Below are 12,833 nucleotides of genomic sequence, written 5' to 3' on the forward strand. Positions count from 1 at the left end.
CCGGTTTGATTAATGATGACAGAGCAACATCTCCAGATAAAATGAGTTCAACAGAACAGCTACGGGAGCATACGGCGGAGGATTCGGCAGGCTCGAGGTTTTTCACATCCGAGGGCAAGCCACTGCGTGTATTGTCCACCTCACTAGGCATTGCGCTATTGGCGAATGCCTTCTTGATACCCGGCTCGGGAGCTACGGCTGCTAGCACGAATGCTGGCGGGGAGGAGCCCCAACTTGTGGCTTGGTCAACGGAGGAAGTAAAGCAGTATTTTGATAAAAATGTAGATTGGAGCCTTCCGCTTCCGGTAGACGAAGAGGAGGAAGGAACAGCAGGAAGCGCCGAAGGAACTTCCGGCTCTGGTAGCGATACGTCGGCGAACCCGACCGTTTACCATTCCGGGTTTGGCTGGGACGACATGCTCTTGTATCACTTGCTGTTCAACAGCGGAGCGAACTATTCGTCCAGTCGCTGGCACGACAATAATCGCGGGTACTATGCGGGCACGTCAACGCCGTATAAGCCCAAGTCCTATTCCAGCGATACGTTCCAGAATAAACAAACCGCAGGTTCTGTGGTTCGGCCGAAAACATCCACATCGTCAACGGGGTCCATTGTTCGGCGTTCGACCTCGTCGCAAGCGGGAGGGATTGGCGGTAAATCTAGCGGATTAGGTTCATCTTCCGATTCCACGGGTTCGTCCAAGAGCTCTATTTCCGGCTCATCCTCAGGCCGTTCAAGCAAGGGGTTCTTTGGCGGATGATCAAGGATAACGGTAAATCTATATTTGAAGTCGTTGGTGAGCCCCATGCCAATCGGGAGGAACGGGTGCGGCAGCTTGCGGAGTTAGGGTTCACCTGGGCTGATATTGAGGAAGAACAATATTGGATTGATCAGTTAGTGCTCATGCCGAAGGAACTCTATACGGAGTTGGAGCAGGCCGCGGCAAAGCTATGGACCCTTCTTGATAAAACGGTGCGTTATGTCCATCTGCGGCATGACTTGTACGAATTGATTGGCATCCCGCCCGTGCTATGGACCATGCTTGATGAATTGCCAATGCCGGAGCCAGGGCTCATTAGCCGCTATGCCCGGTTTGACTTTGCCATCTCCAGCGAAGGAGCGATCAAGCTGCTGGAGCTGAACGCAGATACGCCGACCGGGTACGTCGAGTCCTCGATTGCCACGCCTTGGCTGATGGAGCAAGCAGGCTACCCTTCACCGAATGCTCGCATGAAGGAGCTTCTTGCCGAGGCTTGGGCAACCGAACAGCCTGATACGGTGGCATGCATGGAGTATGGGCGACACTTGGAGGATTCCGGTACAATTGAAGCCCTGGGCCGTCATAGCGGGCTCACGCTTCATTATGAGGATTGTCTGGAGTTATGGGTCGATGAAGGTACGCTAAAGACCAAGGACAACCGCATCATTGAGCGAATGTTCGCGTTATATCCAAAAGAATGGATGGCCGTAGATGATGCCGGGGAAGCACTCAGCTATGCTATCGAGACCGGAAGGCTGAACATATTTAACGGACCTCATAGTATTTTATTGCAATCCAAGGGTCTGCTGGCAGCGGCCTGGGGCCTTTACGAATTAGGGCTGTTATTTGACGAAGAAGAGCGTGCTGCCATTGCTCAATACGTACTGCCCACTTACAATAAGCCCGTCTTCTCTGGCAGCTTCGTGTCCAAATCGATGTTCGGGCGTGAAGGAGGCTCGGTGCGGATGTTCGATGCTGAAGGGCAACTTGAATTAGAGGATCAGGAGGGCTTCGACAGCAGCGTGCTGTTTCCTTCGGTTTATCAAAAAAGAGCGGAGCTGGCACGCATCCAGACGGCTGAGGGAGAATTCCACTTATTAACCGGCTTGTTCATGCTAAATGGAACCCCCTGCGGCATGCTGGGCCGGGCCGGTGGGCTCATTACTGGTAATGCGAGTCATTTTATCCCGTTGGGAGTGAAATAAATGTACGTGCACAGACACACTAAATTTCGGCGCAGTGCGGTTGCCGCCTTGCTTTTACTGATCATGCTGACGCTAAGCGCCTGTGGAGGGCAGTCTAACCTGTTTTCTTTCGATACAGGAAGTGAAGCCACATTAACAACCTCGCGCGTGCCATGGGACTATAAAATTGTCGAAGCTACCGTAGGTGATCTAGTGGGAAGCGACATGACCATTCTGCCGGACAACGATTTGTTGCCTAATGATAACAATTACGCCACCGGGGATCGGATATGGGTGCTTCAATTTATGGATGCCGAACTCACGACGGACGAGAATCAGAAGAATGAAGTGCGCTTGTCTTCATGGACGACGCTCAAGACCTATGCGGATCAAGCGACGGCTGAGCAAGATTTGGCTGAATTGAAGGTATCCATTACGACTGAGGTTGACTTGGTAGGGGTGTACAAGACAGAGTATGAAGGCAAGACCCGGGCATTTGCGGTGCTGGAGTTGCCGACGGGCAACCGGATTAAGCAACCGATTGATGATGCGCGTTATACAGCATTGGAGAAAGAACAGAAGGCTTCAGTCGTGCTGGAGGAAGTGCATGATTTTGCCGATTATGATTTAGCATTTGCGAAATTTCGGGGGTGGGCGGAGTAATGATAGCCATTAATATCGTGATCAGCGTAGTCGCGATGATCTTGCTGCAACTATTGGGAATGGTCGTATTTAACTGGATGACGCCATATCGTGATATGGAAGAGTTGAAGAAGGGCAATGTAGCGGTCGCCCTCGCGCTAGGCGGGAAGTTTCTCGGTACAGCGATTATTTTGGGCGTATCGGCTTTTACAAATACATCCATTGTGCATATGGTGATCTGGTTCGCTGTAGGGTATGTCTGCCTGATTGCATCTTATTGGATTTTCGAACTGGTCACTCCAGGCTTCAACGTCTCCGATCAATTGAAGAAGGGCAACGTAGCCGTGGGCACGCTGCTGTGCATGGTGTTTATTGGCATGGCGTTTGCCGTCAGCAGTCTGATTATCTAACAAAAAAGGCAAGCCAGGAAGAGATTACACCTCCTGACTTGCCTTTTTTAATTTATGGCCTATTAATAACAAGCTGCTTCATTCATTGCCAAGCTTGCCCAGGAAGTCTTGAATTTGTCGCTGCATGGCCGTAACGTCTTCGAGGGTGACCTGAGTACCCGCGAACAATTGCAGAGGAACCGTACATGCTTTCTCTTGCAGCTTGGCTCCTGCGTCGGTTAACCGGATGATCACATTGCGTTCATCGGATTTGTCGCGGGTACGAGTGAGCAGTTCCATGCCCTCCAGCTTCTTGAGCAAGGGCGTTAACGTTCCCGAGTCCAGCGCCAACTTGGCCCCGAGTTCCTTGACGGTGACGCCATCTTGTTCCCACAAGGAGAGCAACGTAATATATTGCGTGTATGTCAAGCCTAGCTCCGTAAGAAGCGGCCGGTACAGCTTCATAATTTCCTTGGAGCAGCTATAGAAGGCAAAGCATAACTGATTATCTAATTTCATCAGTCCGCCCTCAATCAACTCCTGGGTAGTCAAGTCCTGCCCTGTTAATTCATTCAGTTGCATTTTCCTCACCTGCCATTTAATTGTATGCAATCTATTTGTGGTGCAGTCATTATAGCATCCCTGAAGACAGCAAGTAAAGGAGTCACCTGAGAGTGATGCCTCGGGATTTGACATTGCTAATTAAATTGCATACAATTGAATTACGCTAAATTAATTTGTGGAGGTAGTAAATATGTCTCTCTATGATATCGAAGTGAAAACAATTCAAGGTCAAGTACAAACGTTAGAGCCTTACCGGGGACAGGTGCTGTTGATTGTGAATACGGCTACCAAGTGTGGTTTTGCCCCTCAGTTCAAGGGCTTGCAGAAGCTGCATGATACTTACAAGGACCAAGGCTTCTCCGTGCTGGGCTTCCCTTCCGCCCAATTTGCTAATCAGGAATTGGGAACGGACGAAGAGGTTGCACAGGCCTGCGAGTTGAACTTTGGTGTATCGTTCCCATTGTTCTCCAAGATTGATGTCAACGGTAAGAATGCACATCCGCTCTTTCAACATCTAACCAAGGAAGCTCCTGGCTTGCTCGGGTCCAAGGCGATCAAATGGAATTTCACCAAATTCCTGGTCGATAGCCAAGGACAGGTTGTCAAGCGGTTCGCCCCGGCGGATGAACCGGCCAGCATTGAAGCGCATATCCGCGAATTGCTTGGTGCCGGAGCGAACGTATAGGATAGCTGCAGCCAACAAACAGCCTCGCCTTCTGTGTCGTACAGAGGCGAGGCTGTTATATTTCACAGAGCTATACCAGCTTCTTGCGCAAGGCGCCGGAGACAAGGTCGAGGATCGTAATCATCACAATGATTCCCAATAAGATAATGCCGACGCGATCCCAGTCCCGGGAGCCTAAGGCAAAGATTAACGGGGTGCCGATTCCGCCGGCTCCAATAACTCCAAGAATTGTAGCGGAGCGGAGGTTGATCTCGAAGCGGTACAGGGTATAGGAGAGGAAGCCGGGTAACACCTGTGGCAGCACCGCGAACCACATAATTTGCAGGCGGTTGGCACCAGCGGCGAGTAGCGCCTCTGTAGGTCCTTGATCCATATTCTCGATTTCATCGGCGAACAGCTTGCCTAGCATGCCGACGGAGTGCAGCCCAAGAGCCAGTACACCAGCGAATGATCCTGGTCCCACGGCCTTGATGAACAGCAAAGCCATGACAATCTCCGGGAAGGTGCGGACGAAGCTTAGCACCATCTTGCCCGAGCCGGAGAACCAGCGGGTCCGACTCATATTGGTCGCTGCCCAGAAGGCAAATGGAACACAGATTACAGTCGAAATAAAAGTGCCCAGGATGGAGATGCTCAACGTTTCGAGCAACCCTCGCAGCAGGTCTTCACCGTCTGGCAAGTAGACGTAATTCCAATCCGGAGAGAAAAGTCCGGTAAAAATTGACCGGGTAATTTGCCCTGCCGTTTCCTTAATTCCATTCAAAGGGATACCTGCGAAGGCCCAAATATAGACCAAGGCGAGCAGCAGGTAGATTAGCCAGCGGTAACGATTCTTTTTCGGCTTGATTATTTTATGGCGCCAGTTCGTGGAAGGGGTGTTATTTGGCGTATGGGGCGTATTTGTCGTCATAGCAGCTTCTCCCGCAATTTGGTACTTACATAGTCGATGAGTAGGACAACCGCGAGCGTGAACAAAATAATGACGCACGTCTTGTCGTACTCCAGAAATCCAAGTGTGACTTCATAATAGTGGCCGATCCCTCCGGCACCGACGAGTCCAAGGACAGCGGCAGCCCGGACATTAATTTCGAAGGCATACAGCACGTATGACATAAAGTGCGCCTGAATTTGTGGCACTACGCCAAAGAAGATGCGCTGGATGGAAGATGCCCCAACAGAGGTCATGGCTTCCAGAGGACCCCGGTCAATCGCTTCCAGTGACTCATAGGTTAGCTTGGCAATCAGCCCAAAGGAGAAGACGGTTAACGCCAGCATGCCGGGCAAGGGACCTAGGCCAAAGATGGCCACAAAGATAGCGGCAAGTAGCAGATCGGGAATCGTCCGTACCAGGTTAAGTACGAAGCGGACGGGCTGATAAATCCAGGCGCTGCGGCTAAGGTTGCTGGCACAGAGCAGGGCTACCGGCACGGCGAGGATGGCACCGAAGGTTGTTCCGACCAGTGCCATGCGGATCGTCTCCAGCATAGCTGGCACGATGTTGTCGAAATAGCTCCATCTCGGCGGGAACATTTCTCGCAAGAGGTCAAGCATATTAGGAGCGCCATGAATCAGCGTGCCCAGCGTAGCTTCGGTATTAATTGAGCTACCCCAGAGCAGCAGGAGAATAATGGCCCCCGTCAAATAGTGCTTTAATTTGCTGGGTGCTGCCGGGCGCTGCGGGCTGTTACCGGCCTGAACGCCATTCTGATGCGGCGGATGCATGCTCATCGGGCCCGGGCCTCCAGTTCCTGCGAGCTTGGCAAACGGCTTGCCAGTAATTCTTCATCATCGATAGGGCGGCCATAAATTTCCGCGAAGCGTTCATCGGTGGCCTCGGACACCGGGCCGTCGAACACCACCTGCCCTGCACGCAGACCAATAATACGGGTGGCGTACTGCCTGGCCAGATCGACAAAATGCAGGTTAATGATGGTGGTAATACCAAGCTCGACATTAATTCGCTTTAAGTCGTCCATAACTTGCTTGGTGGTCAGCGGGTCCAGCGAGGCTACCGGCTCATCGGCCAGAATGATTTTCGCTTCCTGGGCGAGCACGCGGGCAATGGCTACCCGCTGTTGCTGCCCGCCGGACAGTTCATCGGCTCGGGCGTAGGCCTTCTCCACGATATTGACGCGATCCAGCGCCTGAAAGGCAAGCTCCACGTCAGCAGCGGGGAAGCGGCCGAGCAAGGTGCGCAGCGTAGAGTGGTAACCTACGCGTCCAGCCATCACATTGCGTAAGACGGAGGAACGCTTCACCAGGTTGAAGCTTTGGAAGATCATGCCCACATCGCGGCGAATCATGCGCAGCTCCTTGCCGGATGCTCGGGTAATCGATTTGCCACCAATGATGATATCGCCTGATGATATATCATGCAGTCGGTTCATGGAACGCAGCAAGGTGGATTTACCAGCCCCGGATAGTCCGACAACGGCAACGAATTCACCTTGATCTATATGCAGATTGATCCGGTCCAGCCCCTTGGTGCCGTTCGGATAGGTTTTTGAGACGTCACGTAATTCAATCACAGAAAAACTCCTTTATTGAAAGGTAGTTCAAAAAGTTGTCTTCCCAGGACGGAGTTGTTCATGGAGTAAATTCGACATCGAATCTTGAATTCAGCCGAGCCATCCGTTGCTCACGTAGATCTGTCTACGCTCCGCTACTCAGTCCCCAGCTTCATCCAACCTTCTTGGTCCTGTAAACCCAACTTTTTGAACTTGCATTATAGAAAATAGTCTGACAAGAACGCACAGCCAGCCGAGAGCGCGGGGGCACTCCGACTGGCCGGCATCATCTATTCGCCGCTCTCTGATGGTCTTTGCGGCATAAGCTAAGGAATTAACGAGAATGAAATGATTGCGGGTGACAGGCCCCCTAGAACTACTCAGTTCTCACTTTTTCGTTAAACTCACGAACCGTATCGAAGGCGCTGTCACTGGACTCTACATATCCTTCGTGAGTGTAGATATCGGAGATGATTTGATGACCTTCCTCATCCTTGCCGATATCAATGAAGGCATCCTTCAACTTTTGCACCCATTCGGCACTCATATCGGAGCGTACGGAAATGGTGTCATTGGGAATCGGCTCGGTGTAGGTCAGGACGCGAGTGTCTTCAAATACGGACGGATAGTCGGCCTTTACCGTGTTGCGTGCATCCTGGAAGATCGCCGCGGCATCGACATCGCCGTTCAAAACGGCAATGACGCCTTGGTCATGCCCCTTGACTGTAATGGCTTCGACATCGGACAGCGGGTCCAGTCCGGCAGCGAGCAGCGCGCCAGCGGGCCATACATAACCGGCAGAAGAAGTTACGTTTTGGTAGGCGATTTTTTTGCCCTTCATATCTTCAATAGATTGAATCTCGGAATCTTTCTTGACGATAATCATCGACTTGTAGAAATCCACCAGTTCATCCGTAGGAGCGCCGGTATCATCCTGAACGCCATATCGCTGAGCCTGCAAAATAACCTCGGCAGCGCCCTTCTCCTTCGCCAGCACATAAGCGGTAGGAGGCAGGAAGCCAACGTCCACTTGCTTGGAGGCCATAGCCTCGATAATCGTGTTATAATCGGTCGATACGCTGACCTTTACAGGAACGCCCAGACGGTCGGTCAGCAGCTTCTCCAATGGCTTGGCCTTGGCTTCCAGCGTGTCGGCATTTTGCGAAGGAACGAACTGAACGGTCAGGGTTTCTGGAACATAGCCAGCATCCATGGGCTGTTCTGCTGCCCCTGTGTTTGTATTGGCTGCTGCGGAGTTTGTTTGTCCGCTTCCAGTGGATGCATTCCCGCCATTATTGGCCGGAGCGGTGTTGCCACAAGCCCCCAATACAAAGGAAAAAGTCAGAAATAGGGGTAAAATGAACTTCGTAATCTTCTTCAATTCGGATGACCTCCACTTTTTTGGTTATATGTAGATTATGTGAATACTATAAAAGACTTTTGTTATCACTCCGTCAGAAATAACACAGCCTTTTGTTAAATTTGCAATTATAGTCATTTTTACATAAATATGAACTAGTCTTGGTAGAATGGGATAGTACATATATCCCGGATATAAAGGTGGGCTAGGCTATGACCGGAAATAAAACGATGAATCATTCTATCGAAGCACTAACCAATGCAGCGGGTTCAGAAGAGTTAATCTTTCAAATTCTAGCAACTAGTGATGTTCATGGTTCCATCTACCCGACCGACTATCGGACTTCCGATGAGCAACAACGAGGGCTAGCCAAGCTAGCAACCCTTATTCGCCGCGAGCGCTTGCGCCATCCCGGAGGATTACTGTTGGATAACGGGGATTCCCTTCAGGGAACGCCCTTATGCTCCTACTTTGTAAAATATCGGAAGGAGGAAATGCATCCGGCCATTGCAGTGATGAATAAGCTTGGTTACGATGCGGCCGTGCCAGGCAATCACGAGTTCAATTATGGTCCGGAGGTGCTTCGTCAGGCAGTGGAGCAGTCCACGTTCCCGTGGTTATCGGCAGGCATTGTTGAAGCGGGGAGTGGGGAGCCGGCTTTTGGCAAGCCTTATATCATGAAGACGACAGAAGAAGGGATTCGAGTTGCTATTTTGGGCGTGACTACCCATTACATTCCCAACTGGGAGAATCCTCGGCATATCGCTGACTGGGCATTTTGGGATGCGCTGGAGACCGTGAAGGTCTGGGTCCCCCGCATTCGCGAAGAGGAGCAGCCCGATCTACTAATTGTCAGCTATCATGGCGGGTTCGAATGTGATCTGGACACCGGGGAGCCCAGCGAACGCTTGACCGGGGAGAACCAGGGGTCAGCTATGTGCCGAGAGGTGCCGGGAATCGATATTCTGATCACCGGTCATCAGCATCGATTGATTGCGGGTGAGATAGCGGGGGTGACCGTAGTGCAGCCCGGCTGTAATGGACAAGCCCTGGGCAAGCTACTGGTCCGGTTCCAGCGCCATCAAGGCAAGTGGATCATGAAGGGCAAGACCGCGGAGCTTCTCGTTCCCGATGGGGATGTTCCCGCTGATAAGCAAGTGCTTGAATGGATTGCCCCTATGGAGGCGGGGACACAGACCTGGCTGGATCAATCCATCGGCCTTATAGATGGAGATATGAGTATCGCAAGTCCTGTGCAATGCCGCTTGGCTGATCACCCGTTCATGGAATTCGTGAACCGGGTACAGATGGAGGCAGCCGGAGTAGATATATCCAATGCTGCGCTGCTGAGTGAGCAATCGGGCGGCTTCCAGGGCCATGTCACCATGCGTGATGTATTAACGAATTTTATGTACCCGAATACTTTAACCGTTCTCCGTTTAACGGGAAAGGATATCCGTGCTGCATTAGAGCAAACAGCTCATTATTTCGTAGTTGGCGAAGCGGGGCAGGTTGCCGTTAATCCGCAGTATATGGACCCAAAACCTCAGCATTACAACTATGATATGTGGGAGGGCATCGAATACGAGCTTGCGGTGGATCGGCCTGCCGGGGAGCGGGTGGTCAAGCTGAACTATCACGGTGCTCCGCTGGCGGATGAGGCCGAAGTGGATGTCGTTATGAACAACTATCGGGCAGGTGGCGGAGGGGACTATGAAATGTACCGGGGTAAGCCGATCATTCGGGAGATTCAGCAGGACATGGCGGAATTAGTGGCGGATTATATTGTCCGAACCGGAACGATTGTGGCCAGATGCGACCAAAATTGGCAAGTCACCGTGCAAGGCGTGGGCGTGATCTGGTAAGATAGGCACAGCAGGACAAGGAAGAAGGGGCACGTGTCATGAGTCTGAGTGAAACAATCAGCCCGGCGGTATCGGCCGTTATTTTGGGAGTTGCCTTGCTGGCGGCCCTATCCATAGTGTACCGAAGCTGGCGTAACGGCATTTCACCGATGCCCAGCCCGGCGGTGGTACGGCGTGCAGCCGTGAGGGAGCTACGAAGGTTGCTGCGGACCCCGGCACCTGATACAGCGGATGGCCGCTTCAGGCAACTTGATGTTCCTCTGGGGCATGGGACGATTGTCGAAGCAGGATCGGGCTGGGGGGCGTTGGCGATGGACCTTGCTCGTTCCTTCCCGCAGCGGCAGATTATCGGTATTGAGAACTCCATCCTTCCATGGCTCTTTTCCCGGCTGACGGTCCGCTTGAATGCTGTGCGGAATATACGGCTGCTTCGTGGAGATATTTATGAATACGGCTATGAGGAAGCGGTGGCGGTCGTTTGTTATTTATATCCCGGAGCCATGAAGCGGTTGGACCCGATCCTAAGATCAAGACTGGCGGATGGAGCCTGGGTGGTAAGCATTTGCTTTGCACTACCGGGCTGGCGGGCTGCACACGAGATCACCTGCAGTGACCTATACCGTACGAAAATATATTTCTATCGGATAGAACCTGATGAGAGAGGAGGGATTTAGATGAGCGATATTATTAATGAGCAAGAATTGGTTCAATATATTGCTGGACGCATTAAGACCAGTGTGGAGAACATCCGGCTGGTGCTGAAGTATGAGACGGACTTTATTGACCAGGCGCATCAGAAGGCCAAGGACGAAGTGGACATCGACGGAGACGAACTGGTGGACTATGTACTTAGCCGCCGGGATGTCAAACTGGATGAGCTGACGGTCGAGACCATCCTCGATTTGGAGATGGATTATTTGACCGAGAAGGGCCTGGCAGGCTATGCAGATTAATGCTGGAGAAAAAAAGACCTATGGTTAAATAAAATCGGCCCGGGGCCCTAAATATTGGGGGCGCTGGGCTTTCTTTTGCTACAAATCTGCAAGGCTTGGCTTTATGATGGGAACATACTAGTTAGGGGGCAACCAATGTGCAAATACGAAGCATCGGAACTAAAATAAGTCTTATCGTAATTATTATTGTACTGCTGGTCGCCGGTAGCGTGGGATTGGTAGCGATGTGGCAGATGGAGAGCGGGATTAAAACGTTCGCCACCGCCAAGGCCAAAAGTGATGTCCGGCTGGCTAGCCGTTATGTCGATAGCAAATACCCAGGAAGCTGGCATGTAGAGGGGGAAAGCCTCTACAAAGGTGATGTTGAAATCAGTGGCAACTTTGAGCTGGTGGACGAGATTGGGGAATTGACCGAGGATACGGTCACTATATTCCGGGGAGACACCCGGGTATCCACCAATATACTGGCGGAAGGCGAGCGGGTGGTCGGAACGAAGGTGTCCGATCAGGTCGGTGAGGTTGTCTTGAAGCAAGGCAACAGCTACTATGGCGAAGCTGAGGTACTGGGCCGTCCGTATCAAGCGGCTTATGAACCGCTTAAGGCAGAGAATGGCGAGGTCATCGGCATTCTTTATGTAGGGGCCTCCCAGGAGCAGATTGAAATCATTCAAGCGGCATTTACTCGCTACAATACGGTGGTTGGCCTGATTGCGGTGGTGTTGTCCGTGGCAATCGTGCTCGCTTATATGCGACGAATTAGCAAACGGTTAGGCCGCGTTACAGAGGCTATGGGTAAAGCCGGGGCTGGCGATTTCACCACGGTAGTACATGACCCGGCCCAGGACGAAATTGGACGTCTTAGCGCAGGGTATAACCAAATGGGCGCCAGCTTGCAGCAGCTTGTGCGGCAGGGACAGCTTACCTCCGACAAAATGGCGGAGGAAGCCCGGCAATTGCAGCAAGTGGCGGAACAGGCTACAGAGGACTCGGCACGAATTGCCGCATCCATCGAGCAGGTGGCCGCCGGGGCCGAGGACCAGACGCAAAGCATGGCCGAGAATGCTCGGGCCATGGAGGAAATTGCGGTCGGCATCCAGCAAATTGCCGAGCATGCTGCTGATGCGGCCGAACTGGCCGGGCAATCCAGACAGCATGCCGAAGGTGGTGGGGACCAGGTTCGCCGCACCGTGGAGCAGATGGATTCCATTGACCGCTCCGTGCAGGCCAGCGGCTCATTGGTTCGTCTCTTGAACGAAAAATCCCAGGAGATTGCCCAGATGGTAGGGATCATTCAAGGGATTTCCCGTCAGACGAACCTGCTGGCGCTGAACGCTTCCATTGAAGCGGCCCGTGCCGGCGAAGAAGGCCGGGGATTTGCGGTGGTAGCCTCAGAGGTGCGTAAGCTGGCCGAGCAATCGGAGGCCTCGTCGGGCCGCATTGCCGAGGTGATGACCGAGATTGATACGGACATCAAGGAATCGCTGGCTGCGATGGATGAGGTTATCCGGGAGGTCGAAACCGGATTGTCCCTGACAAGGGAGACAGACCGCAGCTTCGTGGGAATCGCTGCCTCCAGCGGACAGATTGCTGATCGGATTGAGCAGCTTGCCGCGACGGTTGAGCAAATGTCTGCGGGCATTCAGGAAGTCACGGCGTCCGTGCAGGTGATTGCCGATATTGCCCGTGCGGCAGGGGATGCTTCGCAAGAGGTAACCGGGGCTTCGTCCAATCAGCTAGCTTCAATTGCCGAGATCAATGCTTCTTGCGTCTCGTTATCGCAAGTATCGAATGAGTTGCAGCAGGCGCTGAGCAAATTTAAAATTCAGGCATAATACGCCCGCGCAAATGTCAACCCCAAAATTTATCTCCATGAACAAAATGGCCCGTTTGTACTGCCTAATAGCAGCCACAGACGGGCCATTT

Annotated in this window: 14 protein-coding genes; 9 read left to right on the plus strand and 5 right to left on the minus strand. The window is 52.3% G+C overall.

Going from position 1 to position 12,833, the window contains the following annotated elements; all coding sequences use genetic code 11:
* Window positions 1–41: 41 nt before the first annotated feature.
* From AC1VOR_RS11550 to AC1VOR_RS11565, 4 genes are read left to right on the plus strand one after another with little or no spacing between them, the layout of a single operon-like run.
* Window positions 42–761 (plus strand): hypothetical protein, encoded by a 720-nt coding sequence (locus AC1VOR_RS11550; RefSeq protein WP_482618316.1) that lies wholly within the window; start codon window positions 42–44, stop codon window positions 759–761.
* Window positions 758–1,966: a glutathionylspermidine synthase family protein gene (locus tag AC1VOR_RS11555; RefSeq protein ID WP_482617943.1), complete on the plus strand. Its 1,209-nt coding sequence runs from the start codon at window positions 758–760 to the stop codon at window positions 1,964–1,966. Before AC1VOR_RS11550 ends, AC1VOR_RS11555 begins: the two co-directional genes overlap by 4 nt.
* Complete coding sequence (locus tag AC1VOR_RS11560) at window positions 1,967–2,608, plus strand: signal peptide protein (protein ID WP_482617944.1); 642 nt, start codon at window positions 1,967–1,969, stop codon at window positions 2,606–2,608.
* Entirely contained in the window at window positions 2,608–2,997 is a 390-nt protein-coding gene (locus AC1VOR_RS11565) for a DUF350 domain-containing protein (RefSeq protein ID WP_482617946.1), read from the plus strand. The genes AC1VOR_RS11560 and AC1VOR_RS11565 overlap by 1 nt, the downstream gene beginning before the upstream one ends.
* A gap of 78 nt (window positions 2,998–3,075) precedes the next feature.
* Here AC1VOR_RS11565 and AC1VOR_RS11570 read toward each other — a convergent pair whose 3' ends face one another.
* On the minus strand, window positions 3,076–3,495 hold the full coding sequence (locus tag AC1VOR_RS11570) for a MarR family winged helix-turn-helix transcriptional regulator (protein ID WP_482618317.1): 420 nt from the start codon (window positions 3,493–3,495) through the stop codon (window positions 3,076–3,078).
* Between the two features lie 235 nt (window positions 3,496–3,730).
* On the opposite strand from AC1VOR_RS11570, the gene AC1VOR_RS11575 reads away from it, so the two are divergent.
* On the plus strand, window positions 3,731–4,225 hold the full coding sequence (locus AC1VOR_RS11575; RefSeq protein ID WP_482617947.1) for a glutathione peroxidase: 495 nt from the start codon (window positions 3,731–3,733) through the stop codon (window positions 4,223–4,225).
* A 70-nt stretch (window positions 4,226–4,295) separates the two neighbouring features.
* Here AC1VOR_RS11575 and phnE (AC1VOR_RS11580) read toward each other — a convergent pair whose 3' ends face one another.
* The 4 genes from phnE (AC1VOR_RS11580) to AC1VOR_RS11595 all read right to left on the minus strand — a co-directional run bounded on the left by phnE (AC1VOR_RS11580) (window position 4,296) and on the right by AC1VOR_RS11595 (window position 8,113).
* Entirely contained in the window at window positions 4,296–5,135 is an 840-nt protein-coding gene (phnE, locus tag AC1VOR_RS11580; protein ID WP_482617948.1) for a phosphonate ABC transporter, permease protein PhnE, read from the minus strand.
* Window positions 5,132–5,953, minus strand: coding sequence for a phosphonate ABC transporter, permease protein PhnE (phnE, locus tag AC1VOR_RS11585; RefSeq protein ID WP_482617950.1), 822 nt, complete (start codon window positions 5,951–5,953; stop codon window positions 5,132–5,134). The genes phnE (AC1VOR_RS11580) and phnE (AC1VOR_RS11585) overlap by 4 nt, the downstream gene beginning before the upstream one ends.
* The gene (gene phnC / locus AC1VOR_RS11590) at window positions 5,950–6,753 is read right to left on the minus strand and encodes a phosphonate ABC transporter ATP-binding protein (protein ID WP_482617951.1); all 804 of its coding nucleotides are present in this window, start codon (window positions 6,751–6,753) and stop codon (window positions 5,950–5,952) included. The genes phnE (AC1VOR_RS11585) and phnC overlap by 4 nt, the downstream gene beginning before the upstream one ends.
* A gap of 355 nt (window positions 6,754–7,108) precedes the next feature.
* Window positions 7,109–8,113 (minus strand): phosphate/phosphite/phosphonate ABC transporter substrate-binding protein, encoded by a 1,005-nt coding sequence (locus AC1VOR_RS11595; RefSeq protein WP_482617953.1) that lies wholly within the window; start codon window positions 8,111–8,113, stop codon window positions 7,109–7,111.
* Between the two features lie 191 nt (window positions 8,114–8,304).
* On the opposite strand from AC1VOR_RS11595, the gene AC1VOR_RS11600 reads away from it, so the two are divergent.
* The 4 genes from AC1VOR_RS11600 (at window position 8,305) to AC1VOR_RS11615 (ending at window position 12,742) form a co-directional block, all read left to right on the plus strand.
* On the plus strand, window positions 8,305–9,957 hold the full coding sequence (locus tag AC1VOR_RS11600) for a bifunctional metallophosphatase/5'-nucleotidase (RefSeq protein ID WP_482617955.1): 1,653 nt from the start codon (window positions 8,305–8,307) through the stop codon (window positions 9,955–9,957).
* Window positions 9,958–9,995: 38 nt separating this feature from the next.
* Window positions 9,996–10,631, plus strand: coding sequence for a class I SAM-dependent methyltransferase (locus AC1VOR_RS11605; RefSeq protein WP_482617957.1), 636 nt, complete (start codon window positions 9,996–9,998; stop codon window positions 10,629–10,631).
* On the plus strand, window positions 10,632–10,910 hold the full coding sequence (locus AC1VOR_RS11610) for a hypothetical protein (protein WP_482617959.1): 279 nt from the start codon (window positions 10,632–10,634) through the stop codon (window positions 10,908–10,910).
* 137 nt (window positions 10,911–11,047) lie between these two features.
* On the plus strand, window positions 11,048–12,742 hold the full coding sequence (locus tag AC1VOR_RS11615) for a methyl-accepting chemotaxis protein (protein ID WP_482617960.1): 1,695 nt from the start codon (window positions 11,048–11,050) through the stop codon (window positions 12,740–12,742).
* Window positions 12,743–12,833 lie beyond the last annotated feature (91 nt).

It is taken from the genome of Paenibacillus sp. 1SOY10, assembly GCF_056836745.1.

Excerpts from the sequence above, each read along its gene's own strand:
- AC1VOR_RS11550 (WP_482618316.1), top strand. The coding sequence starts at position 42 with ATGAGTTCAACAGAACAGCTACGGGAGCATACGGCGGAGGATTCGGCA.
- AC1VOR_RS11555 (WP_482617943.1), top strand. The coding sequence starts at position 758 with ATGATCAAGGATAACGGTAAATCTATATTTGAAGTCGTTGGTGAGCCC.
- AC1VOR_RS11560 (WP_482617944.1), top strand. The coding sequence starts at position 1,967 with ATGTACGTGCACAGACACACTAAATTTCGGCGCAGTGCGGTTGCCGCC.
- AC1VOR_RS11565 (WP_482617946.1), top strand. The coding sequence starts at position 2,608 with ATGATAGCCATTAATATCGTGATCAGCGTAGTCGCGATGATCTTGCTG.
- AC1VOR_RS11570 (WP_482618317.1), bottom strand. The coding sequence starts at position 3,495 with ATGAAATTAGATAATCAGTTATGCTTTGCCTTCTATAGCTGCTCCAAG.
- AC1VOR_RS11575 (WP_482617947.1), top strand. The coding sequence starts at position 3,731 with ATGTCTCTCTATGATATCGAAGTGAAAACAATTCAAGGTCAAGTACAA.
- phnE (WP_482617948.1), bottom strand. The coding sequence starts at position 5,135 with ATGACGACAAATACGCCCCATACGCCAAATAACACCCCTTCCACGAAC.
- phnE (WP_482617950.1), bottom strand. The coding sequence starts at position 5,953 with ATGAGCATGCATCCGCCGCATCAGAATGGCGTTCAGGCCGGTAACAGC.
- AC1VOR_RS11600 (WP_482617955.1), top strand. The coding sequence starts at position 8,305 with ATGACCGGAAATAAAACGATGAATCATTCTATCGAAGCACTAACCAAT.
- AC1VOR_RS11605 (WP_482617957.1), top strand. The coding sequence starts at position 9,996 with ATGAGTCTGAGTGAAACAATCAGCCCGGCGGTATCGGCCGTTATTTTG.
- AC1VOR_RS11610 (WP_482617959.1), top strand. The coding sequence starts at position 10,632 with ATGAGCGATATTATTAATGAGCAAGAATTGGTTCAATATATTGCTGGA.